General features: G+C 65.2%; 25 protein-coding genes. 3 read left to right on the plus strand and 22 right to left on the minus strand.

What is annotated here, in order from left to right; translation table 11 throughout:
• Positions 1–50: 50 nt before the first annotated feature.
• The 6 genes from OPU69_RS03590 to OPU69_RS03615 form a co-directional block, all read right to left on the minus strand.
• Positions 51–1529, minus strand: a complete 1479-nt coding sequence (locus OPU69_RS03590; protein ID WP_060980189.1) for a phytoene desaturase — start codon at positions 1527–1529, stop codon at positions 51–53.
• 110 nt (positions 1530–1639) lie between these two features.
• On the minus strand, positions 1640–2437 hold the full coding sequence (locus tag OPU69_RS03595; protein WP_498509371.1) for an SDR family NAD(P)-dependent oxidoreductase: 798 nt from the start codon (positions 2435–2437) through the stop codon (positions 1640–1642).
• The gene (locus OPU69_RS03600) at positions 2434–2787 is read right to left on the minus strand and encodes a putative quinol monooxygenase (RefSeq protein ID WP_498509372.1); all 354 of its coding nucleotides are present in this window, start codon (positions 2785–2787) and stop codon (positions 2434–2436) included. Before OPU69_RS03600 ends, OPU69_RS03595 begins: the two co-directional genes overlap by 4 nt.
• Positions 2784–3194, minus strand: coding sequence for a YybH family protein (locus tag OPU69_RS03605; RefSeq protein ID WP_066114771.1), 411 nt, complete (start codon positions 3192–3194; stop codon positions 2784–2786). Before OPU69_RS03605 ends, OPU69_RS03600 begins: the two co-directional genes overlap by 4 nt.
• A 125-nt stretch (positions 3195–3319) precedes the next feature.
• A complete protein-coding gene (locus OPU69_RS03610; protein ID WP_066114769.1) occupies positions 3320–4705 on the minus strand; it encodes an aromatic ring-hydroxylating oxygenase subunit alpha in 1386 nt (461 codons plus the stop codon).
• A gap of 63 nt (positions 4706–4768) precedes the next feature.
• Positions 4769–5986, minus strand: a complete 1218-nt coding sequence (locus OPU69_RS03615) for an aromatic ring-hydroxylating oxygenase subunit alpha (protein WP_498509373.1) — start codon at positions 5984–5986, stop codon at positions 4769–4771.
• Between the two features lie 98 nt (positions 5987–6084).
• Between OPU69_RS03615 and OPU69_RS03620 the strand changes: the two genes are divergently transcribed.
• On the plus strand, positions 6085–6636 hold the full coding sequence (locus OPU69_RS03620; RefSeq protein ID WP_498509374.1) for a VOC family protein: 552 nt from the start codon (positions 6085–6087) through the stop codon (positions 6634–6636).
• A 178-nt stretch (positions 6637–6814) separates the two neighbouring features.
• On the opposite strand, the gene OPU69_RS03625 is transcribed toward OPU69_RS03620, so the two are convergent.
• The 9 genes from OPU69_RS03625 to OPU69_RS03665 all read right to left on the minus strand — a co-directional run bounded on the left by OPU69_RS03625 (position 6815) and on the right by OPU69_RS03665 (position 15525).
• Positions 6815–7630 (minus strand): helix-turn-helix transcriptional regulator, encoded by an 816-nt coding sequence (locus OPU69_RS03625; protein WP_208597773.1) that lies wholly within the window; start codon positions 7628–7630, stop codon positions 6815–6817.
• Positions 7631–7757: 127 nt separating this feature from the next.
• Positions 7758–8669 carry an SDR family oxidoreductase gene (locus OPU69_RS03630; RefSeq protein WP_498509375.1) on the minus strand — a complete coding sequence of 304 codons (912 nt, stop codon included), beginning with the start codon at positions 8667–8669 and terminating at the stop codon, positions 7758–7760.
• 189 nt (positions 8670–8858) lie between these two features.
• The gene (locus OPU69_RS03635; RefSeq protein WP_498509376.1) at positions 8859–10067 is read right to left on the minus strand and encodes an acyl-CoA dehydrogenase family protein; all 1209 of its coding nucleotides are present in this window, start codon (positions 10065–10067) and stop codon (positions 8859–8861) included.
• A 3-nt stretch (positions 10068–10070) separates the two neighbouring features.
• A complete protein-coding gene (locus tag OPU69_RS03640) occupies positions 10071–10820 on the minus strand; it encodes a ThuA domain-containing protein (RefSeq protein ID WP_060976893.1) in 750 nt (249 codons plus the stop codon).
• Positions 10821–10831: 11 nt separating this feature from the next.
• Entirely contained in the window at positions 10832–11602 is a 771-nt protein-coding gene (locus OPU69_RS03645) for an SDR family NAD(P)-dependent oxidoreductase (RefSeq protein ID WP_498509377.1), read from the minus strand.
• 3 nt (positions 11603–11605) lie between these two features.
• Positions 11606–12751 (minus strand): thiolase family protein, encoded by a 1146-nt coding sequence (locus OPU69_RS03650; protein WP_498509378.1) that lies wholly within the window; start codon positions 12749–12751, stop codon positions 11606–11608.
• A 58-nt stretch (positions 12752–12809) separates the two neighbouring features.
• Positions 12810–13202, minus strand: a complete 393-nt coding sequence (locus tag OPU69_RS03655; RefSeq protein WP_498509379.1) for a Zn-ribbon domain-containing OB-fold protein — start codon at positions 13200–13202, stop codon at positions 12810–12812.
• Positions 13199–14290: an acyl-CoA dehydrogenase family protein gene (locus OPU69_RS03660; RefSeq protein ID WP_498509380.1), complete on the minus strand. Its 1092-nt coding sequence runs from the start codon at positions 14288–14290 to the stop codon at positions 13199–13201. The genes OPU69_RS03655 and OPU69_RS03660 overlap by 4 nt, the downstream gene beginning before the upstream one ends.
• On the minus strand, positions 14287–15525 hold the full coding sequence (locus tag OPU69_RS03665) for a cytochrome P450 (RefSeq protein ID WP_498509381.1): 1239 nt from the start codon (positions 15523–15525) through the stop codon (positions 14287–14289). Before OPU69_RS03665 ends, OPU69_RS03660 begins: the two co-directional genes overlap by 4 nt.
• 170 nt (positions 15526–15695) lie before the next feature.
• Between OPU69_RS03665 and OPU69_RS03670 the strand changes: the two genes are divergently transcribed.
• Both OPU69_RS03670 and OPU69_RS03675 read left to right on the plus strand, forming a co-directional pair.
• On the plus strand, positions 15696–15947 hold the full coding sequence (locus OPU69_RS03670; protein WP_498509382.1) for a type II toxin-antitoxin system ParD family antitoxin: 252 nt from the start codon (positions 15696–15698) through the stop codon (positions 15945–15947).
• Positions 15947–16252, plus strand: a complete 306-nt coding sequence (locus OPU69_RS03675) for a type II toxin-antitoxin system RelE/ParE family toxin (protein WP_498509583.1) — start codon at positions 15947–15949, stop codon at positions 16250–16252. The genes OPU69_RS03670 and OPU69_RS03675 overlap by 1 nt, the downstream gene beginning before the upstream one ends.
• Positions 16253–16267: 15 nt before the next feature.
• Here OPU69_RS03675 and OPU69_RS03680 read toward each other — a convergent pair whose 3' ends face one another.
• From OPU69_RS03680 to OPU69_RS03710, 7 genes are all read right to left on the minus strand, one after another.
• Positions 16268–16990 carry an SDR family NAD(P)-dependent oxidoreductase gene (locus OPU69_RS03680; RefSeq protein WP_498509383.1) on the minus strand — a complete coding sequence of 241 codons (723 nt, stop codon included), beginning with the start codon at positions 16988–16990 and terminating at the stop codon, positions 16268–16270.
• Positions 16987–17775, minus strand: a complete 789-nt coding sequence (locus tag OPU69_RS03685) for a ThuA domain-containing protein (RefSeq protein WP_498509384.1) — start codon at positions 17773–17775, stop codon at positions 16987–16989. The genes OPU69_RS03680 and OPU69_RS03685 overlap by 4 nt, the downstream gene beginning before the upstream one ends.
• Before the next feature lie 2 nt (positions 17776–17777).
• Entirely contained in the window at positions 17778–18791 is a 1014-nt protein-coding gene (locus tag OPU69_RS03690) for an NADP-dependent oxidoreductase (protein ID WP_060976883.1), read from the minus strand.
• 34 nt (positions 18792–18825) lie between these two features.
• The gene (locus tag OPU69_RS03695) at positions 18826–19578 is read right to left on the minus strand and encodes an SDR family NAD(P)-dependent oxidoreductase (protein ID WP_060976882.1); all 753 of its coding nucleotides are present in this window, start codon (positions 19576–19578) and stop codon (positions 18826–18828) included.
• A complete protein-coding gene (locus tag OPU69_RS03700; protein ID WP_498509385.1) occupies positions 19575–20339 on the minus strand; it encodes an SDR family NAD(P)-dependent oxidoreductase in 765 nt (254 codons plus the stop codon). The genes OPU69_RS03695 and OPU69_RS03700 overlap by 4 nt, the downstream gene beginning before the upstream one ends.
• A complete protein-coding gene (locus tag OPU69_RS03705) occupies positions 20336–20647 on the minus strand; it encodes a Rieske (2Fe-2S) protein (protein WP_498509386.1) in 312 nt (103 codons plus the stop codon). Before OPU69_RS03705 ends, OPU69_RS03700 begins: the two co-directional genes overlap by 4 nt.
• Before the next feature lie 70 nt (positions 20648–20717).
• A complete protein-coding gene (locus OPU69_RS03710; protein ID WP_498509387.1) occupies positions 20718–22838 on the minus strand; it encodes a molybdopterin-containing oxidoreductase family protein in 2121 nt (706 codons plus the stop codon).
• Positions 22839–22926: the final 88 nt, after the last annotated feature.

The raw sequence follows: 22926 nt of genomic DNA on the forward strand, positions 1-22926 counted from the left end.
TGGCCCGCATGAAATCCTCCCCGAGACAAGCTCGAGGAGGATTTTTTAGCTTATAGCATATCCTCGAGCATCAGCGTCGCGGTCGCCTTGGCGCTGCCGACCACGCCCGGAATGCCTGCGCCCGGATGCGTGCCCGCGCCGACGAAATAGAGGTTGGGGATCGCATCGTCGCGATTGTGCGTGCGGAAGAACGCGCTTTGCGTCAGCAGCGGCTCGAGGCTGAAGGCGCTGCCAAGATGCGCGTTGAGATCGGTGCTGAAATCCTGCGGCGTATAGTGGAAGCTGGTGACGATCCGCTCGTGAATGTCGGGGATCAGCCTGTGGCCGATCTCGTCGAGAATGCGCTTCTCGTAGATCGGGCCCATTTCCTTCCAGTCGATCGGCAGCTTGCCCTGATGCGGCACCGGCGAGAGCACGTAAAAGGTGCTGTGCCCCGGCGGTGCCATCGAGGGATCGGTGACGGTCGGGTGGTGCAGGTAGAGCGAGAAGTCCTTGGCCAGCACGCCATGATCGTAAATGTCGTCGAGCAGCCCCTTGTAGCGCGGGCCGAACAGGATCATGTGGTGCGGAATGCCGGGCCAGTCGCCCTTGATGCCGAAATGCGCGACGAAAAGCGAAGGCGAGAAGCGCTTGCGCTTGAGGCTCGCCGCCGCGCGCTTGCCCCGGCCCGACTTGCCGAGCAGGTCGCGATAGCTGTGCATGATATCGGCATTGCTGGCGACCGCGTCGAAGCTTTCGCGCCAGCCGCTCTTGGTCACCACGCCGGTGACCTTGTCGCCCATGGTCTCGATCTCGGTGACCGGGTCATTGAGGCGCAGCGTGCCGCCGATCCGTTCGAAATGCCTGACCATGCCCGCGATCAGCCGGTTGGTGCCGCCTTTGGCGAACCAGACCCCGCCGTCCTTTTCCAGCTTGTGGATGAGCGCATAGATCGAGCTGGTCTTCATCGGATTGCCGCCGACCAACAGCGTATGGAACGACAGCGCCTCACGCAGCTTCTCGTTCTTCACGAACGAGGAGACGATCGAATAAACCGAGCGCCAGGCCTGATATTTCATCAGCGCCGGTGCGGCCTTGATCATGCTGGCAAAGTCGAGAAACGCCTTGTGGCCGAGCTTGAGATAGCCCTCGTCATGCACGCCCGCGCTATAGTCGAGGAAGCGGTCATAGCCGGCGACATCCTCGGGGTTCAGCTTGGCAATCTCGGCGCGGAGACTCGCTTCGTCGTTCGAATAGTCGAAATTGGTGCCGTCGGGCCAGTTCAGCCGGTAGAAAGGCATGACGGGGACGAGGTCGACATCCTCGCTGATATGGTGGCCGGTCAGCGCCCAGAGTTCCTCCAGGCAAGGCGGATCGGTGATCACGGTCGGGCCGGCGTCGAAGGTGAACCCGTCCTTTTCCCAGAAATAGGCACGGCCGCCGGGCTTGTCGCGGCTTTCGATGACGGTGGTGGCGATTCCGGCGGATTGCAGGCGGATGGCGAGCGCCAGCCCGCCGAAGCCGGACCCGATAACTGCAGCTTTTTTCACTAGGTGTAAGGCCCCTGATTGCGACCCGAATGCGCGGGCAGATTGTGCGGCACTATAGCGTTACGTTTGCAATGTGCCAGCAGATGCGCGCATCGGGGGCAAAACCGCCTCTATTGCGCCGCAGCCGCCATCGCCGCGCCCACCGAGGCTGCGATTTCCTCGGGCCGCGGATTGCGCCTGAGCGTCAGCCCGCCATTGGCCTGGATGTTCTGCCCGGTCACGAAGGTACGATCGTCGCACAGCCACAGCACCGCGTGCGCGATATCGTCGGCGGTGCCGATCCGGCCCAGCGGATATTCCTTCGCGAACGCCGCCTCGAGCCCGGGCGTCGCCACGGCGGCGGCCGCCATCGGCGTCGCGGTCAGCCCCGGCGAGACCACATTGGCGCGGATGCCCATCGGCCCGTACTGGTTGGCAAAGCAGCGGATCAGCGCCTCGGACCCAGCCTTCGTGCCGATATAGGCGGCATGGTCGTAAATGAGGCATTGCGTGGTGGCGGAACTGATCTGGATCACCGATCCGCCGCCCGTCATGGTACGCAGACAGGCGTTCAGCATATGGTGCACGCCGGTGAACTGCAGCGCGACCATCGCCGCCAGATCCGCGTCGGTGACATCGGCCCAGGGCTTCATCAGCCCCCAGCCGGTGGCGTTGATCGCGATATCGACCTGGCCATGGCGTGCCGCGACGCCATCGAACAGCGCATCGACATCGGCGCGCGATGTCAGATCGCAGGACACCGCCTCGCCGCCGATCTCGCTCGCCAGCGCTTCGAGCGGGTCGCGCTTGCGGCCCGAGACGATTGTCTTCGCCCCGGCGGCGGCGAGCGCCCGCGCGATCACCTGGCCCATGTTATGATCGCCCGCGGCACCGATGACGATCGCGGTCTTGCCCGTGAGATCGGTCATGCTGCGGCCTCGCTCAGAAAGCGTGCGGTGGCGACGCCATCGGGGCCATAGACGGGTTCCTTCAGGTCGAACCGGTATTTGCGCGTATCGGCATTGAGGATCGTGAACTGCGACAGATGCCCCAGCATGCCGCGATAGGCCTCGCCCTCGAGATGCGCCTGCAACTCGTCGGCGCTGTCCCATTCCTCGAACACATGCACCCGGCCCGGATCGTGCGGATCGGCGCTCCAGGCATAATGGCGGCAGCCCGGTTCGGCGAGCGCCATATCGATCAGGGCTCTCGCGCCCGCCAGCGCCGCATCGCGGTTCTCGGGAGGGAAATCGACTTCGCCTGCAATCACGATGCTCATTTCGCCTGGGTCTCCTTGAGGATGCTGAAATGCCGCTCGGCAAAGCGCCAGCCTTGGGCGGTGCGGGTATAGACATCGAGATACTGGCCGATCGGACGGCTGACTGATCCGTCGGCAAGTTCGAGATATTCGTGCGTGTAAACCCGGCCCGTGGCATGATCGCCGGTGATCGCGAGCTGACCGATCTGCGCGAAAAAGGCCACGAAGGGAAAGCCCGCCATCGCCTGGGTCCACAAGCCGACGATCGCCTCGCGCCCGCGCACCTCGGTGCCCATCAGGTTCCACAGCGCATCTTCGGCCCAGGTCGCACCCCAGGCCTGCGCATCGCGGCGGAACACCGCGTCACTATAGCTGTCGATCAGCGCACGGATCGCGATCTGGTCTTCTGCTGGGCCCTGGAAGGTCATTCAAATCTCCGTTTGTCCCGAGCCTGTCGAGGGACCTTTCACAACCCTCTCCGAATACGTCCCTCGACTTCGCTCGGGACAAACGGAGGTGGGGCGTTTGGGGGCTTGGAGCAGTGCCGCCATTTTCAAGGCAATTGCCCCGCCAGATACTTGTCCATCGTCTGGTGAAACTGGCGAATTCGCCCCTCCTGATAGCGGCCCAGCTCGACGCGGTTGTTGGCAGACGCGATCAGGCCCTCCTGCACATAGGGCAGGTTCTCCATGTCCTGGTCGAACACTTCGCCCAGCGCGCCCCATTCGGTGACCGTGGCCCACGGCTCATCGGGGGTGAGGAAGCGCATTTCCGCCGCTTCGGGCATTGCGCCATCCTTGGGCTTGCGGCCCAGCAGGCGCACCTCCATCAGTGTCGCATTCTGGTCGGGCCAGGGCCGCCAGCGATAGACGATATTGGGCACGAACCCGCCCCAGGGCGAGAGGTTGGGGAAGATGTTGTAAGTGAACGCGTCGAGCATCTCGCTGTCGGATATCCCTGCGCTGTCATAGCCCAGCGCATCGAGGAAATTGGCGCGGTTGATCTCCGCCATCGCCTTGCGCGCAGTCTCGCCCTGCTCGAGCTTGCGCCCCTCCAGCGAGGCCGAGCGGCCCGAGGTGCGGCTGAACGCGGCGATGATATCGTCTTCGGACAGGTTGTCCGCCGCCAGATGCGGGCTGGGCAGGCCGAACGGGGTCAGCGCGAGGTTCGCATGGTCGCCCCACATCGAATAGCGGGTATTGGCATCGCCGGTATAGGGCAGGATCTGCGGGTGGGTGACGATCGAGTGCCAGGCCTCCATGAACGCCTCGGACACCGCCTTCCAATTGGCGTTGATCACCTTACCGACCCAAAGGGCAGTATAGCATTCGTCGAGCCGCCAGCGCGCGAACCGGTCATAGACTTCCGCGCCCATATAGTCGCGCAAGCTCACCTGCTTGCTGCTTTCGGTGACGAAGATGAAGCCCTGCCAGCGCTCGACGCGCAGCTCGGGCAGGCTCATGTCGCGCTCCTTCAGATGCTGGAAATCCCATTCGCATGGGATGTGCTTCAGGCCGCCATCGGTCTTCCAGGCAAAGCCGTGGAACGGGCAGGTGAAATCGTCCGCCGATCCGCTTTCGGTGCGCAGCTTGCGGCCGCGGTGCAGGCAGACATTGTGAAAGGCCTTCACTGACCCGTCATCCTGCCGGACGATCAGATAGGAACGCCCGACATTGTTGTAGACGACATAATCGCCGGCTTGCAGCAGCTCGTCCTCGCGCGCGGCCATCTGCCACACGTTCGGCCACATGTGCTTCTTTTCCGCCTCGAAGAACGCAGCGCTCGTATAGCGCTCCGCGGTGACCGGCTCGGTGCCCAGATCGCGCCAGCTGTCGCCGCGCACCTCGGGCGGTACCTCGCGGCTGTCGAGATCGAGAATCTCGTCGACGGTGATCGCTGGGCAGCGGTCGGCGGGGTAGGGCCGGCTCGCATCTTCCATGGGCTTGCTCTCCTGTTTCATTTTTGCCGGTCCCCCGCCTTCGCGGGGGACCGGATAAGTGGACTACAAAGGCATCCCGATCGCCTCTGCAATATGCTGGTGCACCGCTTGGGGTGCGCTTTCGTTGGCGCCCAGCACGACGTGGAAGTCCGCAGGTGCCGTCAGCAGATTGGCATAGCCGTGGCTGGCGACGCGATAATCCTCGGTCTGCACCACGGTGGCGGTGGCATCATAGGCCATCTCGCACACGCCGCGATAATCCTCGTCGATGATCGCGAACGGCGCATACATGCCAAACTGGCAGCGCGTCTTGCCGACGCCATCGGGAAACAGGCGGAACACCTGCGTGAAATAGACGCCGGGGGTCACCGCGCCGAAGAAGATGACCGTGTTGGGGAAGAGATAATGCACCCCGCCATATTCGGTATCGGGCCATTCGGCCTCATCCTTGCCGACCAGATCGCCGATGGTCTTGTCGGGAAAGCTTATGCGGTGATGGCGGCCGAAGCGTTCGAGCACCGAAATGTCGTTATAATGCGTCTGGCCGATGGTCGAGCTGTGCAGCGCAGCGAAATGATAGCCCTCGCCATAGGTGTCGAGCGCGAATTTCCAGTTCGAATCGGCGGTCAATATGCCCTTTTTCACCGGCACTGCGCGGGTGAGCTCGATCAGCGCGAGCTGGTCGGCAAACTCGCCCAGATGTGCCGCGGCATCGATTGGCTCGCCCTCGGACGCGCGCACGAAGATGAGGCCCAGATATTCGCTGCACGGCAGTTCGAGCAGGTCGCGCGCGCCGATGGCGCAATCGGCAAAGCCCGGCTTGCCCGGCTGGCCGACCAGCCTGCCCAGATTGTCGAAGGTCCAGGCGTGGAACGGGCAGGAGATGCGGCTCGCCTTGCCGGTAAACGGCTCGGCCTGCTCGACCAGCTTCGCGCCGCGATGGGTGCATAGATTGCGGAAGGCGCGCACCACCCCGTCCTTGCCGCGAATGACCAGGATCGAGGGGCCGGCGGCATCGAACACCAGAAAGTCGCCGGGTTCGGGAATGTCGCCGGAAAGGCCCGCGACCAGCGGCTGGCCCAGGAACAGATGCGTGCGCTCCGCCTGAAAGCGCGCTTCGTCGATGTATATGGATTTGTGCAGCGGTAGCGCACCATCGGCCATGTCGGTGGTTCGGTTCGCCACGTTCGCGACGATCTTGCGGCGAATCTCGCGCGCCCGCAGCTTGCGCGACGCCGCCCAGTCCGGGGTCAGGCTGTCGGAAGGATCGCGTTCGGCCATCGGGGCCTCCCAAATTGGACAATGGCAATTGCGGGCACCATGCCAGAAGAGGGAAGGCCAAGGACACTATTGGTTTAGTGAGGGGAAGGAGTGCCACCATGCGCAACGCCACGATCGCCGCGATCGGCAAGCCGATGCAGATCGCCTTCGTGCCGGACGATTTCGATGCGGCGCTCCGCCACTGGACCAGCAACATCGGCGTGGGACCGTTCTTCGTGATGGAGCGAATCCGGCTCGAGGACGCGCGCTTCATGGGCGAACCCTCCGACTGCACCTTCACCATCGCGCTGGCGCAATGGGGCGACGTCCAGATCGAGCTGATCCGCCAGGACAATGACGCGCCTTCGATCTACCGCGGCGATTACTGGCCGGGCGGGCAGGCGATGCACCATGTCTGCCTGCTCACCGACGATATTGCAGCCGCGCGCGCGGCGGTCGAATCGGGCGGCGGGCTGGTGCTGGTCGAAGGCAAGGTGGGTGCGGACGGCGCGGTGATCTATGCCGATTGCGGCCCCGCCGCCACACGGCCCAATGCCGGGGCCATCGTGGAGATATTGCAACCGGCGAGCGGCAGCGATGGCTTTTTCGGGATGATTGCTGAAGCGGCGAAGAGCTGGGACGGAAGCGACCCGGTGCGGGTGTTGGGGTGATGCAACATAAAATCCTCCCCCAGCTTGCTGGGGGAGGGGGACCGCCCGCGTAGCGGGTGGTGGAGGGGCAGCGGGTTTGCGCAAGTCATAGGCAAATGTGCCATCCCGCTTCCCCTCCACCCCGACCTTCGGTCGGCGGTCCCCCTCCCCGAGACAAGCTCGGGGAGGATTTGGAAGGCTAATCGCTCGCCCCCAGATAGCCCAGCTGCCCGGCCTTGAAGATCGTCTGGCTGCGGTTGACCGCGTCGAGCTTCTCGCCCGCGCGGTGGATGTGGTAGCGGATAGTCGCGTGGCTGCGGTCGAGGATCATGCTGATCTCCTTGTCGGTCTTGCCGATCGCCGCCCAGCGCAGGCATTCGACCTCGCGCTTCGACAGCATGCAGTCCGCCGGCATCCGCCGCTTGGTGCGCATCACCATCACGTAACCTGCGATGAAGCGGCGGGTCATCGAGGCCATGAGGTCGGCATGCTTTTCGAACAGTTCGGATAGGTCGGTGAGCGACCGGTCCATCGGCGTGAAGCTGACCGCGGAGATCTGGCCGAAGGGCAGGTGCACCGGCACGACGATCGCGGCATGCACCAGCGAGCGCTTGCGGAAATCAGAGAGGTCCATTTCCTCGAGATATTCGTTGCGCCAGCGGCCGTACATGCCGGTTTCGTTGCACCAGAAGGGCTCGCTCTCGTAGCGGCAGGCGCGCGGCAGCGGCGAGTTGAGCGCGAGCCGGGTATCCTCCCACCAGCGCTCGCCGTCGGCCATCCAGCCGAAGATCTCGCCGTTGATGATCGCGCCATCGGCATCGACCATCGGTTCCTTGGACGAGATGTCGTCGCAGGCTGCCACCCGGAACCCGCGCGCCTGCGCCATCTCGTGCAGCGCGATGGCGGCGTCGCGGATATCCTCGACCCGGCGTATGGTGACGCGCTGCGCCAGCGTGTTGAACGGGCTGTTGCGAGCTTCCAGATTCTCGCTGAATTTCGCATGTGTCTCGATCATGGTGTTCCCCTTGATTCGATCCGTCTCTCCTGCGGGCGAGACTAGGTGAGGATGCGGGCTAACGCTACGGATTGCGAGGCAGACGGGTGCTTTTTGCGGCCAGTGTGACAAAAGGTCCGCACCGGCCTTATCCTGTCGTCCGCGCTGCCTTGTCCTTGGCGTTCGCGCCGCGGATCATCGCCGCCATGTCCGCCCATTGCTGGTCGTCCATGCGCGAGAGGCTCTGGTAGAAATTGCCCGAATTGGCCTGATAGCCCGCGCCGTCGATGGCGATGGTCTGGCCGTTGATATAATCCGCGCCGCGTCCCATCAGCAGCACCGCGAGGTTCGCCAGCTCGTGCATCTCGCCCACCCGGCCCATCGGGTTGCCGCGATCGGCATTCTGGCCCTGCAGCCCCTGCGAGTTCCCGGGTGACAGCCGCTCGGTCATGCCCTTGGTGGGGAAAGTGCCCGGCGCGATCGCGTTGAAGCGTAGGCCATAGCGGCCCCATTCGGTGGCAAGGCTTTGCGTCATCACGTTGATCCCCGCCTTGGACATGGCCGAGGGCACGGTGAAGGGCCCGCCGTTCCACACCCAGGTGGTCAGGATCGCGAGGAAATTGCCGCGAATGCCTTCCGCGATCATCCGCTTGCCGACATTGTGCGTGATGTAGAACGTGCCGCGAAACACGATGTCCGAAATCGCGTTGAAGCCATTGACGCTGAGGTCCTCGGTACGGCTGATGAAATTGCCCGCGGCGTTGTTGACGAGGCCGGTGAGCGGCCCATGCTGCGACCAGATGCTAGCCACCATCGCATCGATCGACGCAGCGTCGCGAATGTCGCAGACATGCGCAGCCACGGTGCCGCCATGCTTCGTCATCAGCTCGTCCGCCGTCGCTTCCAGCACCGCGCCGCGCCGCCCGCAGATATGCACCTCGGCCCCCAGATAGAGGAACGCTTCGGCCATCACCTTGCCCAGCCCCGTGCCGCCGCCGGTGACGAGGATGCGTTCGCCCTGCATCAGGCCGGGGCGGTACATGATCTGCGTGATGTCCATTCAGGGGCTCTCCTGTTTGTTCTTGTCTGCACTCAACACCGCTCAGCCTGAGCCTGTCGAAGGTCACGCTAGATGGGCAGCGTGGTCGCGGGGCCTTCGACAAGCTCAGGCTGAGCGGAGGGGTTTGGGCGAGTGTGGCACGCCTGGGTGCCGCCTCACAACCCCAGCACGTTCACAGGCCCAGCACGTTCATAGGCCCAGCACGGTCTTGGCGATGATGTTCTTCTGCACCTCGTCCGACCCGCCGAAGATCGTCCAGGCGCGCGAATTGAGATAGCGGCCCGCCGCCATCTGCGCCTCGACGCTGCCCATCGGCTCGGGCGCTTCGTTGCCGTAGAGCGGGCGCTCTGCGGGCAGCTGCAACCCGGCGAGCCCGTGGATTTCCATCGCCAGCGTGTCGAGCTCCTGCCTGAGATTCGCCGAGAACAGCTTGATCAAAGAGGTCTGCGGACCCGGCGGGCGGCCCTTGGCGATCTCGGCCAGGATGCGCAGCTCGCTGATCTCGAAGGCGCGCGCCCGCAGCCGCAGCGAGGCGAGCTTGCGCGCAATCTCGGTATCGTGGATCAGCGCACCATTGGTGCCGCTGGGCACCTTGGCGGCGGTGAGCGCGAGCTGGTCGATATCGGCGATCAGCTTGGGCGCGAAGCATGATCCGCCGCGCTCATTCTCGAGCAGGAACTTGGCGATCGTCCAACCCTGGCCCTCCTCGCCGATGCGGTTGCCGACATGGCTTTTCGCATCGTCGAGGAAAACCTGGTTGACCTCATGATCGCCCGCCATGGTGACGATGGGGGTGACGGTGACGCCCGGTTGGTCCATCGGCACGAGCAGAAAGGTGATGCCGCGCTGCGCCGAGACCTCTGGATCGGTGCGGACCAGGCAGAACATCCAGTTGGCGTAATGCGCGTGGGTGGTCCAGATCTTGGAGCCGTTGATGCGGTAGCTATCGCCTTCCAGCACCGCGCGGGTCTTCAGGCTGGCAAGGTCCGATCCCGATCCAGGCTCCGAATAGCCCTGGCACCAGTAATCCTCGGCCGAGAGGATGCGCGGCAGGAAGCGCGCCTTCTGCTCGGGCGTACCGAAGCGGCAGATCACCGGACCGACCAGCTTCAGACCCAGCACCGCCAGCGCCGGTGCGCCCGCCAGCGCGCATTCCTTTTCGAAAATATAGCGCTGCACCGGGGTCCAGCCGGTGCCGCCATCCTCTTCCGGCCAGTGGATGGCGAGCCAGCCCTTTTCGTGCAGGATGCGCTGCCATTCGAGGCCGATATCGGGCTCGACGAACACGCCGGGCGTGCGTTTCGCCCCTTCGACCAACCGCGCGTTGAGGTGCGATGCAAGGAAGCTGCGCACCTCGGCCTGGAAGGCAAGCTCGTCGGGGGTGAAGTCCATGTCCATCAGTCAGATTCCGCCAGTTCCGGTCGCCCAGGCGATGCCGCGGCGCAACAGTTCGTAGTAAACGGGATAGTTCCACGCGCATTTTTCCGGATGCGGGTAGAAGTCCTGCATGCCCGGCAGGTCGTAATGCCCGCGGCAGTGGCCGAGCGTATTGTACAATATGCCGCCCTGGCCGATCGCGCGGGTATAAATGACGGGCACCACGGTCTCGGGCCAGTGTGCATCGACAAAGCCGGTGGCCTCGCCCGCGAACCGGGTCTGCGCGAGCGTGCGGATGTCGCTCATCTGCTTCATCAGGTACAGCTCGTCGACCACATCGAAATCGTCGATCCCGCGCGTCACGTCATGCTCTGCATCGACGATCTCGACGGTGAACGGCGCGCCGATCGGCGGGTGCGCCTTGAACTGGGTGCCCAGCATGTCCATCACGTCGGGCCGCTCTTCGGGGCTGTCGACACCGGCATCGGTAAAGCGCAGGATCGAGTTCGTCCCGTGCAGCGCCAGCCAGCGCCCGCCGCGCTCGAGAAAGGCGCGGATCGCCGCCGCTTCGGCCTCGCTGGGCATCAGGTCGCAGGTATAGGTGACCAGAAAGCGGCAGCCGGCGAGCCGCTCCTCGACGCCGTGATAATCATGCGCCACCGTGGTGCGGATATGGTCATGCTCGGCGAGCAGCTTGAGCACCTCCAGCCGGGCGAAGTCGATATCGTGATATTTGCCCGCCGCGACGAAATGCGCATCGATCCGTTCTGCCATGCTGCGCTCCCTTAGCTGCGGAAATGGCCGCCGCCATCGACGGTGAAATCGACCCCGGTGGTGAAGCTCGCCTGATCGGAGAGCAGGAAGACAATCGCATTGACCACCTCATCTGCCTCGCCGACGCGGCCCATCGGATGATTGGCGGCAAACATCGCCTCGACCTCGTCCGCCGTGCCGGGAAGAGCCTCGAGATAGCGTTCGAACATCGGCGTGCGGATCGCGCCGGGGTGCACGGTATTGGCGCGGATGGGCAGGCCCTTTTCGGCGCAGTCGAGCGCGATCGTCTTGGTGAGCGCCGTCACCGCCGCCTTGGACGCGCAATAGGCGGCAAAGCCGGAGCCGACGCGCAGCGCCAGCATCGATCCGATATTGACGATCGCGCCCGGCTCGTTCGCCGCTGCTATGGCAGGGATGGCGACACGGCAGCCGTTGAACGTGCCGTTCAGGTTGATGTCGATGGTGCGCTGCCAGCTGTCGAGGTCAACATCGACCACCGCGCCCGGCTCGGAAATCCCGGCGACATTGACCAGGTGCGTGAGCTTGCCGAAGGTCGCCTGTGCGGCCTGGACGGCGGCTTGCCATTGCGCAAGATCGCGCACGTCGAGCGAGATTGCCATCGCGCGCTCGCCGAGTTCCGATGCCAAAGCCTTGGCTTTCTCGAACTGCACATCGCCGAGCACGACGCTGCCGCCTTCCTCGACGATGCGCCGTCCGGTCGCGCCGCCAATGCCTTCCGCCCCGCCCGAAACCAGCGCGACCTTGCCCTGCATCAATCCCATATCCTAACGCTCCAGTATCGCGACCGCGGACAGGCCCGGCGCGCCATAGACATGGCTGTACGCGGTCTTCGGGTTGCCCGGCACCTGCCGCGCAGCCCCGCGTCCGCGCAACTGTACCACATTCTCATAGACCTGCCGCAGCCCGGACGCCCCAATCGGCTCTCCGCAAGCGAGGCAGCCGCCATCGGTATTGACCGGAAGCTGCCCGTTCAGCTCGGTACGGCCTTCTGCGAACCATTGTTCCTGCTCGCCATCCTTGCAGAAGCCGTTCTCGGCCATGTGCATGATCTCCGCGCCCGATTCGGTGTCCTGCAGCTGCGCGACATCGATATCCTCGGGGCCGATGCCTGCGGCTTCGTACGCCGCCTGACTCGCCAGCTCGGTCGGCTTGCCGCCGCGCTCGACGCTGATTGCAGGCGCGAACACCTCGAACGACCCGGGCGGACGCGTGCGCACCGCAATGCTGGCGATCTTCACGCCGTCCGCGCCCAGTTCGCGCGCCTTTTTCTCCGACGCGATGATCAGCGCGACCGCGCCCTCGGCGGGCGAGCAGAACATGTATTTGGTCAGCGGGTCGTTGACTATCGGCGCATTGAGGATCGTTTCGAGATCGACCGGCGAGCGCCGCCAGGCATGGTCGCACAGGGTGCCGTTGCGGAACGCCTTTTCCGCGACCTTGCCGAGCGTTGCGCGGCTGATGCCGTGCAGCTGCATGTAGCGCTGGATCTTGAGCGCGAAGAACTGCGTGGTCAGCATCATGCCGGTCTCACCATACCATTCGGGCAGGCCCCAGTCGCCCGGCTTGGCGTTGAACGCGCCGCGCGGGTGCTTGTCGAACCCGACCGCGAGCGCGATGTCGCACTGGCCCGAGGCGACCGCATTGCGCGCCGAGGCGAGCGCACTGCCCCCCGTCGCGCAGCCGTTCGACACGTTGATGAAGGGAAGGCCGGTCAGCCCCAGCTCGTTGACCATGATATCGGCATTGCCCGCCGCTTCCGAGCCGCCATAGGCGCATTCAATATCGGTCCATGCTAGCCCCGCGTCGGAAAGTGCCCGCTGCACCGCAAACACGCCCTGATCGCGGCCCGAACGGCCATCGGTGCGGCCAAAGGGGTGGATGCCTGCGCCGATTATGTGGACTTGGGTCATGGAAAGAGGGCTCTCGAGCTTTTCCGCGTTCGGGACAAACGGGAGGTGGTGGGCTGGATCATGCGGAAGGCCTGAACGCGAAGGTGGTCCGCCCCGGCGCGAACTCGGTCAGCACCAGCTCCATCGGCATTCCCAGCCTGAGATCGCTGAGAACCGCGCCCTCGATTCGCGTCTCGACGATCACCTCGCCGGGCAGCTCGACATAGCCGATGAGGAAGGGCACGAACTGCTCCGGTCCGGCGTAAGGCGGCGATTTGGGGCGGAAATCCTGGCTGGTCCACGACCACAAGGTCCCGGTGCGCGAGAGCGGCACCGGCGCAAAATGCTGCGCAGCATCGCCCCCAGGCATCGGAAAGACGATCTCCCCCGTCTGCGCATGGCGACCGCCGATCAGGCGCGGCTGCGGCTCGTCGGTCCACAGACCCTCGGCGACCGGAACCGCGGCGCTCATGCTGCAGCCCTTGTCGCGACCTGCACATAGGCATCGAGCCCGCTCGCTGGATCGCCCAGCCATTGCGACAGCAGAAGGACGCGCTTGTGCGCATGGCCGATCTCGAGCTCGTCGGTGGTGCCCATGCCGCCGTGCAGCTGCACCGCCTCGCGCCCGATGGCCAGCGCGGCCTCGGCAACCACCGCCTTCATCCCTGCGATGTCCTCCGGCGCTCCGGAGGTTACCGCCGCGATCAGCGCGCTTTTCGCCTGATCGACGCGGGCATAGGCCTCGACCATGCGGTGCTGGATCGCCTGAAACCGTCCGATCGGTTGGCCGAATTGCTCGCGTTGGCGGACATAGGCGAGTGTATCGTCGAACAGCCGCTGCGCCAGCCCCGCCATTTCGGCGGCTGCGACCAGCCGCGCGGTGGCGAGCGCGGCCTCGACCGCCTCCCATTCGAGCGCCAGCCGTGCCTTGGCTCCAACTTCGCAGCCCAGCAGTCGCACTTCCGCCGCCTCGTTGCCGTCGACCACGCGATAGCCTCGCCGGTGCACGCCGGGCGCATCGGAAGCGATCAGGAACAGCGCGGGTCCGCTCTCAGTCGCGGCGCTCACCAGCAGCCAGTCCGCCGCCATGCCCCCCAGCACGAAGCTCTTTTCGCCTTGCAGCACGAAGCCGCCGGCAGTGGTCTTGGCGGTCGTGCTGCGCGGCAGCGTGACATGCCGCCCCTCGGGCTCGAACAGCGCCAGCGCGGCAATCGCCCCGCCCGAGGCGAGCGCGTCGATCCGCGCATCGTCCCGAGCGAGGCCTGATCCTGCCAGCAGCATCGGAAGAACGGCGTTTTCCAGCCAGTTGTCCGAAGAGATGCGCAGGCCGAAGCTTTCGCCCACCGCGACCAGATCGAGCAGGCTGCTGCCGAGACCGCCCTTGTCCTCGGCGAGCGCCATGGCGGTCAGCCCCAGCTCGGCCATGGCCTGCCAGCGCGCACGGTCGATGCCGCCTGGCGCCGCGCGCTGCGCCTTGCGCGCAGCAATGTCGCTGCCCTCGAGAAACCGCTCGACCGAGGCGCGATACAGCAGCTGGTTCTCGTCATAATCGAAATTCATGCGCGCGGCTCGAAACGTACCGGCACGGATACGGGTCCGCGCAGCATCATGTTGGGGGGATAGGCGATGGCCGCCTCGTCGGTCAGCGTGATGCCCGAAATACGCGGCAACAGCTCCTCGAACGCCACGGTCATTTCCTTGCGGCTGAGCATATTGCCGACGCACATATGGATGCCGCGCCCGAAGGCGAGATGCGTGCGGGCATTGGCGCGGTCGGCGAGGAATCGGTCGGGCTCATCATAGCGTTCGGGATCGCGGTTGGCCGCAGCATAGCGCATCATCACCATCGCGCCCTTGGGCAGGGTCACGCCGCCCAGCTCGGCGTCCGCTTTCATCACCCGCCAGATGCCGGACGAGGCGCTGGCCAGCCGCAGCATTTCCTCGATCATGTTGGGTATGATCTTCGGGTCCGCCTTGGCCTTGGCGAGTTCGGAGGGATTGCGCGCGAGCAGGATGATGCCCTCTGCAAGCGTCGCGGTGGTCGTCTCGTTGCCCGCAACCAGCAATTGCTGCACGATCGAGAGCAGCTCGCCATCGTCGAGCGGGCGTTCGCCGTCGATCTCGGCATGGACGAGATCGGAGAGCAGATCGTCGGTCGGACTGGCGCGGCGCTGGTCCATCTGCGCCTTGATCGCGTGCTGGAATTCGACCACCTCGCGCGCGCATTGCAGCTCGCGCTCCTTGGGCACCATGCCGCCGAGCCGGTCGACAAAGGCATCGGTCCAGCGCTTGATCGTTTCCGGCGGCACATGGGTGAGGCCAAGCTGTTCGGAGATCATGCGGATCGGCAGCGGCATCGCGAAATCGCGCACGAACTCGATTTCGTCTTTCGCCAGCATCCTGTCGATCAGGTCTCGCGCGATCTCGCGGATATGGGCCTCGAGCTTGTTCACGCGCGGCGCGGAAAAGGCGAGGTTGACCAGCTTGCGAAAGCGCGTGTGCACCGGCGGATCGGCGGTCAGCAGCGTATCGACCTGCGGCCAGCCTTCTTCCAGGATCGCCTTGACTTCGGGATCTTCCGACCGCGCGCCCGAGAGTACCGCCTGGAAATTGTTCGAAAATTCGTCGGTGCGTGATGTCGCCTCGCTCACCAGCTTGTGGCTCAGCACCAGATACAGGCCGCTGGCCTTGTCGTGATAGACCGGCTCGGTCGCCAGATGCTCCTGATAGAAGGCGAAGGGGCTGGTCAGCACGTCGGGATGGAAAAAGCTCTTCTGCTCCGCCGCCACCGTCATGCCCTGCTCCCATGGTTCTGATGTGCCATGAAGCCGTCATAGCCCGCGCTCGCCCGCGCCCGCGATAGTCGAAAATGCTAGGGCGGTCTGTGCAAGCCGCGATAACGAAATTTGTGCATTCTATGTTATCGTGCTAATCTTGCGCGTCTCTGGTGCAAGGAGGAACTGCGATGAACGTATCGATCGGCGAACGCTGGGAAGGCTATGTCGAGGCGCTGCTCAAGACCGGGCGCTATGCCTCGGCCAGCGAGGTGATCCGCGAAGGCCTGCGCCTGGTCGAAGAGCGCGAGACGAAGCTGGCGGCGCTGCGCGAGACAGTTGATGCAGCGATTGCCGAAGACAAATGGTATTCGCTGGAGGAGGTCGAGGCCCAACTCGATGCCGATCTGGAGGGCTGGTCTGAGCAACAAGCTGCCGAATGATGCGGACGCTCCGCGTCAGTGCGCGAGCGCAGCGACAGCTTCGAGAAATTTCAGCCTATATTCTCCGCGAAAGCGGACATCGTGAAGTCGCGGCGGCCTTTCGCAGGCGATTGGTGGCCAAAGCACGTCAACTGGCCGAGTTTCCGGGCACGCTCGGAACGGCGCGCCCCGAATTGGGTCCGGGCATCCGAAGCACGCCGATGGGCAATTACATTCTTGTATTCCGGTACACGCAGGGCACGGTGGATCTGCTCGCCGTGGTTCACGCCAGCCGCGATGTCGTCAGCCATTTCGACCCCGACTGACGACCGCCGTTCCACTCAGCTGTGCGTCATCACGCCGCCATCGGCGATGATGCCCTGGCCGGTGATGAAGCGCGCGTCGTCGCTGGCGAGAAAGGCGATGACATCGGCAATGTCCTCGGGCTGGCCGAGCCGCTTGAGCGCCGATTTCTCGCGATAATATTCGGCCGCCGCGCCATTCTCCAGCATGCCGCGCGTCATCCCGGTGACGATGCAGCCGGGCTGGACGCAGTTGACAGTGACGCCATAGGGGCCAAGCTCCATCGCCAGCGATCTGGTGAAACCGAGGATCGCATGCTTCGACGAAGCATAAGCGCCAAGCCCGGCATCGCCATAGCGCGAGAGGATTGATCCGGTGTTGATCACCCGGCCCGCCGAGGACGCCTTGAGCAGCGGCAGGCAGGCCTTGGTGAGACGCGCAGGGGCGAGCAGATTGACATCGAGCCCGAACTGCCACTGATCGTCGGTCAGGTCCTCGAGCGTGCCCACCGGGCAGACGCCTGCATTGTTGACCAATATGTCGAGCCCGCCGAGCTGGCTTTCGGCAGCGGCGGCGAGTAGCGCGATCGCCTGCGGATCGGCAAGATTGGCGACATGGTTGAAGGTGCCCGCCATGCCCTCGCCGCTGATATCGCAGGCGAGCACCGTCGCGCCGTCGGCGAGAAGCCGCGCCACCGTCGCCGCGCCGATGCCCGAAGCGGCCCCCGTCACCAATGCCTTGCGTCCCTTGAGTCTGCTCATGCCTGCCTGTCTCCCATTCCTTCCGGTGTAACGTAATCGAGCGCATTGGCCAGAACTTGCCGCACATGCGGATTGGCATAGGCCGCCGGCCCGTCGCCGAATTGCAGATAGACCAGCTGCCCCGCTGCGACCGGCTTCGTCCAGCCGATCAGATGGCTTCCGGGCGAATGCGGCCATTCCGAATTGTCGAACATCCGGCCTGCCACGGCATGCGCGGCAGAGTAAAAATTGTGCGCAGCAAATTCGTGATCCGCTGCGATCAATGGTGTCACCTGCTCGGCGAAAATCTCGGCAAGATACAGCTCGTCGACCATCGCGAAACGGGCGGGCAGTCCGCGCGTGACCGGATGGTCCGCGAGCACGACCGCGTCATAGGCGACATCATGCCGATAGCCCGAATCGAGACATTCGCGGTCGCGCAGCGTCTCGCGCCGATAGAGGAACTTGCCGCCAAGCATCTCTGCCCATTCGGGCCAGTCCGCCCATCCCGCGAGCGCATGGTGCAATGCCACTGCGCCCCTGCCACGCGCAAAATGTGCCTTGATCGCCGCAATAAAGCCGGGCGACGGGGGCAGTGTCGTTACCATATCGTCGGCAAAGGTGAAGCCGGGCATGTCGTAGAACAGCAGCGCTTCTGCCTGCTCTGCCGCGCCGTTGGCGACCAGCGCCTCGGCCTCGGGGTGCACCAGATGCTCCACCCGCCACCCGCCCAGGCTGGCGAGCAGCGCGGCAAAGGGCGTGGCCTCATAGGGATGGCCGCCCGACAGGACCAGCAGGTGCCGCACGCTCAGGCGATCTTCAGGATCATCTTGCCCTGGTTCGACCCCTCGAACAGCCGCAGAAAGGCAGGCAGCGCATTGTCCAGCCCTTCGTCGATATGCTCGTCGACGATCAGCTTGCCCGCTGCTGCCCATTCGCCCAGTTTCGCGCCGCCCTCGGCAAAGCGCGCGACATAATCGGCGACCAGCAGGCCCCGGATCGAGGCGCGGTGCACGATCAGCTGCCACAGGTTGCGCGCGCCGACGGGCTCTGGCGCGTTATACTCGCTGATCAATCCGCACAATCCGATGCGCGCGCCGTGCCTCAGGTTCATTAGACCTGCGTCCAGTATGTCGCCGCCGACATTCTCGAAGATCACGTCGACGCCATCGGGCGCGACCGCGCGAATTGCCGCGTCGAGCGCGCTCACATCCTTGCCGCGATAGTCGATCGCATGGTCGAAACCATAGCGTTCGGTCAGCCGCGCGCATTTTTCCGGGCCGCCGGCGATGCCGATCGCGGTGCAGCCCAGAATTTTCGCGATCTGTCCGACCAGCGATCCCACGGCACCGGCGGCGCCCGTCACCAGCACGACATCGCCTGCTTCGGGTTCGCACACGTCGAGAAAGCCGAAATAGGCGGTCATGCCCACCGCGCCGAACAGCGAGAGGTAATTGGTCACCTGCGGCACCGCGTGCGGGTCGATCGGCTGGGTGAAGCCGCCCAAAGTGCCGACCGAATAGTCCTCGATCGCGTTCAGGCCCATCACCCACTGGCCCTTGGCAAAGCCCTCGGCGCGGCTTTCCTCGACCACGCCGATCGTGGTCGCGCGCACCGGTGCGCCCAGGGGGATCGGCGGCATGTAGCTGTCCGCATCGGACATCCATCCGCGCTGCGCGGGATCGAGCGAGGCATAATGGTTGCGGATCAGAAACTGGCCTTCCTCCAGCGCGGGCAGCGCGGAGGTTTCGAGCGCGAAATCCTCGGCCACCGGCGCGCCATCGGGGCGGCGCTTGAGGATGAACTGGCGGTTCTGGGTCATGGGATGGGTCTCCGTGGAGGGAATGGAAAAAGGATCAGTCCGCACCGCGTCCGCCATCGACCAGCATCGCGGTGCCGGTGACCATGCGCGAGGCCGAACAGGCGAGGAAAGTGGCGGCGCTGGCGATATCCTCGGGCGTGCCGACGCGCTGCAGCGCGTTGCCGTCCATCACGAAGGCTTTCACCGCATCATTGTCGCCATAAGCGCCGGTGATCATCTCGGTATAGATCACGCCGGGGTTGAGCGAATTGACACGGACCTTGGGGTCCATCTGCGCGCCTTCCAATGCGGCGACCCGGCTGAAATGCGTCACCGCCGCCTTGGCCGCGCAATAGGCGGCGCAATCCTCCAGCCCGATCAAGCCGGCGAGCGAGGAGATGTTGACGATCGACCCGGCGCTCCTGGTATCACGCATCATGCGAAAGCCGTATTTGGTGCCCAGCACGACACTCTCCACATCGGCGGTCCATAGCTCGCGGAAATCCGCGAGCGTGGTGTCGGGCAGCGCTTTGGTGAAGAACGATCCGGCGGAGTTGATCAGCGCATCGACCGAAGCATGACGCGCGGTCACCGTCTCGGCGAACGCGGCCCAATCGCTTTCCGAGGTGACGTCGAAGCTGTGGAACTCGGCACTGCCGCCCGCCGCCTCGACCTGGCGGACGGTCTCTGCGCCGCGCTCCGGATTGCGGCCAGTGGCGATGATGTGAAAGCCGGCCTTGGCGAGACGGATGGCCGTGGCGCGCCCGATTCCCGAGGTCGCGCCGGTGACGATGGCGGTCTTGGTCATGTCAAACTCCATCCGCCATCGACCACCATCTGCGTCGCGGTCATGAACGAACTCTCCTCGCTGACCAGGAACAGGATGCTCTCGGCCATGTCTTCGGGCTCCTGCGGCACGCCCAGCGGCACGTCGGTCCAGTGCGCGGGATCATCGAGCGCGCCCGGCGGCATCGCGCCTTCGAGCAAAGGCGTGCGCGTCGGGCCGGGGCAGAGCGCGTTGACCCGGATCATGTCGCCCTTGCGGCCCAGTTCCACGCCGACCGCGCGCGCCATATTGGCCATCGCCGCCTTGGCGACCGCATAGGCCGAGATCGCGGGCGCGGCGCAATTTGCCATGACCGATGCGGTCAGCACGATGCTGCCCGTCGCGGGCGCGCCGCCGGCCTGCGCGCGCATCTGCGCCACCGCCTTTTGCAGACCCAGAAAGCTGCCTTCGACATGCACCTGACTGAGCTTGCGGAAGCGCGCCATGTCGAGACCGATGATCGGCTCGTAATTGACGATCCCCGCATTGCTGACCAGCGCATCTAGCCGCCCGTAATGGTGCACGGCAGCGGTGATCGCATTGTCCCAGTCGTCGCTCGAGGTGACATCGTGCTTCAGCCCGATGCACTGGCAATCGGCGGCGACGCCCTGAATGCGCTCGCCGTCCACATCGGTCGCGATCACCTTCGCGCCGCGCGCTGCCGCCAGCCGCGCGGTGGCAGCGCCGATGCCCGAGGCCGCGCCCGTGACCAGCACCACCTTGTCCTTCACGTCGAATATCATGCGTCGCTATCCAGTTCGATCATCCCGTCCTTCTCCCGCACCGGCCAGGTCCGGATGCCGCAATGCGCGGGCGGACCTTTGGCTGCCCCCGTGCCGATTTCGAAGCGCGCGCCATGGTGCGGGCAGAGCACATGCCCGCGCCGCACGCGTGCGCCCTCCAGCGGCAGCAGCGCATGGCTGCACAGCCCGTCAAGCGCGTGGAGCGCACCATCGCCATCGCGCACGACCAGAAATGCTGCACCCTCATGCTGCACAAAACGCGTCGTGCCGGGTGCAATATCGGCAGGCGTGACGGGGGTGAAAGTCATGGGGTTAGTGATGCCCAAACATGCTGGAGACCGCAATCCCGCGCGTGTCCCGGCGCGATGGAACGCGACATCAACCACGCAGCACCCTGACCGGGATCGCGCTCTGCAGCGCCTGGCCGGTGATCGGATCATAGCCCGCCGTTTCGCTGACCAGGCGGTTGGTCGAGCCCCCGCGCAACGGCACCTCGTCCGGCCCGTAATCGGGGTCGCCATAGCCATGCGCCATCGAGATCACCCCGCGCCGCAAGGCCGCCGATGCCTTGGCGAGCGCGTGCACTTCGCCATGCGGCGAGGCGATGCGGATCATCTCGCCGTCCTCGACGCCCAGTCCGGCCAGGTCGTCGGGATGGATATGCGCCGGGTTGGTGGTGCGCTTGGCCTTGAGCGCGGAAAGATGCCCGCCGGTCGAGTTGAAGCGGTGGCGGCTGCGGCGCGAGATCAGCCGGAACGGATAGCCCTGTGCGGCGGGGTCGTCCCGACCGTATCGCATCAGCTGCTGCGGCATCGCGCCAGCTGCCAGATCAAACCGCGCCTCGTGACCCGGTTCGGCCGGTTCGACGATCGGATGCTTGTCATGATAGATGACCGGGCGGCCATCGGGGCTGTCGGCATGGACCTGGCTGGGGGGGACGACGCAGCCTGCGACGGCGAGGTCAAGAAAAGCCTCCTTGTCGGGGCAGGCATCCATCGGGCACGGCCCGCCCGCGAGCGGCAGTCCGGTGCCCAGCCGTTTCGCCAGCCCCCAGAGCATCTCGTATTCGTCGAGCAGATCGCCCGGGCGCGGCAGGATCGCCTCGGTATAGCGGGCATAGGGAATTTCGTACCACCATTCGGACAGCGACGAGATGTCGTCGCGTTCGAGGCTCATCAGCGGCGCGAGGACATAGTCGCTGCGCCGCGCGGACACGCCCTGGCTACGGATATCGACGCTGACGAACAGGTCGAGCGCTTGGATCGCGCGCGCCATCTTGTCCTGGTCGGGAAAGGCGAGCATCGGGTTGCCGCCGATCGAGATCAGCGCCTTCACCTGGCCGGGCCCGGGGGTCAGGATCTCGTCCGCCAGCACGTTGCACGGCATCTCGAACATCAGATGCGTCAGGCCCCGGAAGCGTGAGGCGGGATAGCCCTGGCCCCACAGCTTCATCGGCGGATTGACCTGCGCGCGGCGCGGCGTGACCGGCGTGAAGATGCGCGGGATCGAGCTCTTCTCGCCCTCGCGGCAAAAGCGCCCGCACAATATGTTGAGGCTGCTCACCAGATATTGTGTCAGCGTGCCGTTGCCCGCCATTTCCGGCCCGGTACCGGTGCTGGCCGAGCCCTTGGTGCCGCCCGCGAACATCCGCGCGGCGGCGACCAGATCCGCCTCGCTGACTCCCGCGCGCGCGGCGGCGACCGCGGGCGGGAAGCCAGAGACCGCCTCTTTCAGCTCGGCCAGGCCATCGACATGCGCTTGCACGAACGCCTCGTCGTAGAGCCGCTCCTCCAGAATGACATGGATCATGCCTGCGAGCAGCGCCGGGTCCTCACCGGGCTTGACCGGCAAATGGATGTGCGCGAGCGCGGCAACATCGCTCTCGCGCGGATCGGCGACGATCAGCTTGAGCCCGCCGGCGATCGCATCGCGCAACCGGCGCGAGGGCGAGAAGGGCGGAAGGCCGCCCGGCGGGCCGTAATGCGACACGATCGGGTTGTTGCCGAGGAAGAAGGCGACATCGGCCTCGCCGAACACATGCCCGCCGCCCGACCAGCTGCCATATTGCGCCGCCGTATAGACTTTGGCGGGCTGGTCGAGCGTGACGCTGGTATAGAAATGCCGCGTCCCCAGCCCCTGCGCGAACGCCATGGCCGAGGCGACCCCGGCGCTGTTCTGGAACGCATAGGTGCCCGCATAGATTGCGACGCTGTCCGGCCCGTGCTCTTCGATCAGCGGCTTCAGCCGCTCCGCGATCTCGTCGAGCGCGGCCTGGGTGGCGATCGGCTCGAAGCCGTGTGCGCCCCTTTTCTGCGAGGACATCAGGCGCTCGGGATGATGATGCGCTTCGGGCAATTGGCGACCCTTGATGCAGGTGTAGCCGCCGAACACCGGGTCCTCGGCATCGCCCGACACGCGCACCACGCGGTCGCCCTCGGTCTCGACCAGGATCGCGCAATTGGCGTGGCAGAACCGGCAGAAGCTGCGCTGGACGGGCATGATCGAACCTCCCCTGGACACAGGTTTGCGGGCCGCGCGAACGGGCGCAGCATAGGGTCGGAAGCCCGACCTCATGCTTGCTACCCTA

The sequence above is a fragment of the Blastomonas sp. 34TW genome (assembly GCF_059803595.1).

Excerpts from the sequence above, each read along its gene's own strand:
- OPU69_RS03595 (WP_498509371.1), bottom strand. The coding sequence starts at position 2,437 with ATGACCGATCTCACGGGCAAGACCGCGATCGTCATCGGTGCCGCGGGC.
- OPU69_RS03600 (WP_498509372.1), bottom strand. The coding sequence starts at position 2,787 with ATGAGCATCGTGATTGCAGGCGAAGTCGATTTCCCTCCCGAGAACCGC.
- OPU69_RS03605 (WP_066114771.1), bottom strand. The coding sequence starts at position 3,194 with ATGACCTTCCAGGGCCCAGCAGAAGACCAGATCGCGATCCGTGCGCTG.
- OPU69_RS03610 (WP_066114769.1), bottom strand. The coding sequence starts at position 4,705 with ATGGAAGATGCGAGCCGGCCCTACCCCGCCGACCGCTGCCCAGCGATC.
- OPU69_RS03615 (WP_498509373.1), bottom strand. The coding sequence starts at position 5,986 with ATGGCCGAACGCGATCCTTCCGACAGCCTGACCCCGGACTGGGCGGCG.
- OPU69_RS03620 (WP_498509374.1), top strand. The coding sequence starts at position 6,085 with ATGCGCAACGCCACGATCGCCGCGATCGGCAAGCCGATGCAGATCGCC.
- OPU69_RS03625 (WP_208597773.1), bottom strand. The coding sequence starts at position 7,630 with ATGATCGAGACACATGCGAAATTCAGCGAGAATCTGGAAGCTCGCAAC.
- OPU69_RS03630 (WP_498509375.1), bottom strand. The coding sequence starts at position 8,669 with ATGGACATCACGCAGATCATGTACCGCCCCGGCCTGATGCAGGGCGAA.
- OPU69_RS03635 (WP_498509376.1), bottom strand. The coding sequence starts at position 10,067 with ATGGACATGGACTTCACCCCCGACGAGCTTGCCTTCCAGGCCGAGGTG.
- OPU69_RS03640 (WP_060976893.1), bottom strand. The coding sequence starts at position 10,820 with ATGGCAGAACGGATCGATGCGCATTTCGTCGCGGCGGGCAAATATCAC.
- OPU69_RS03645 (WP_498509377.1), bottom strand. The coding sequence starts at position 11,602 with ATGGGATTGATGCAGGGCAAGGTCGCGCTGGTTTCGGGCGGGGCGGAA.
- OPU69_RS03650 (WP_498509378.1), bottom strand. The coding sequence starts at position 12,751 with ATGACCCAAGTCCACATAATCGGCGCAGGCATCCACCCCTTTGGCCGC.
- OPU69_RS03655 (WP_498509379.1), bottom strand. The coding sequence starts at position 13,202 with ATGAGCGCCGCGGTTCCGGTCGCCGAGGGTCTGTGGACCGACGAGCCG.
- OPU69_RS03660 (WP_498509380.1), bottom strand. The coding sequence starts at position 14,290 with ATGAATTTCGATTATGACGAGAACCAGCTGCTGTATCGCGCCTCGGTC.
- OPU69_RS03665 (WP_498509381.1), bottom strand. The coding sequence starts at position 15,525 with ATGACGGTGGCGGCGGAGCAGAAGAGCTTTTTCCATCCCGACGTGCTG.
- OPU69_RS03670 (WP_498509382.1), top strand. The coding sequence starts at position 15,696 with ATGAACGTATCGATCGGCGAACGCTGGGAAGGCTATGTCGAGGCGCTG.
- OPU69_RS03675 (WP_498509583.1), top strand. The coding sequence starts at position 15,947 with ATGCGGACGCTCCGCGTCAGTGCGCGAGCGCAGCGACAGCTTCGAGAA.
- OPU69_RS03680 (WP_498509383.1), bottom strand. The coding sequence starts at position 16,990 with ATGAGCAGACTCAAGGGACGCAAGGCATTGGTGACGGGGGCCGCTTCG.
- OPU69_RS03690 (WP_060976883.1), bottom strand. The coding sequence starts at position 18,791 with ATGACCCAGAACCGCCAGTTCATCCTCAAGCGCCGCCCCGATGGCGCG.
- OPU69_RS03695 (WP_060976882.1), bottom strand. The coding sequence starts at position 19,578 with ATGACCAAGACCGCCATCGTCACCGGCGCGACCTCGGGAATCGGGCGC.
- OPU69_RS03700 (WP_498509385.1), bottom strand. The coding sequence starts at position 20,339 with ATGATATTCGACGTGAAGGACAAGGTGGTGCTGGTCACGGGCGCGGCC.
- OPU69_RS03705 (WP_498509386.1), bottom strand. The coding sequence starts at position 20,647 with ATGACTTTCACCCCCGTCACGCCTGCCGATATTGCACCCGGCACGACG.
- OPU69_RS03710 (WP_498509387.1), bottom strand. The coding sequence starts at position 22,838 with ATGCCCGTCCAGCGCAGCTTCTGCCGGTTCTGCCACGCCAATTGCGCG.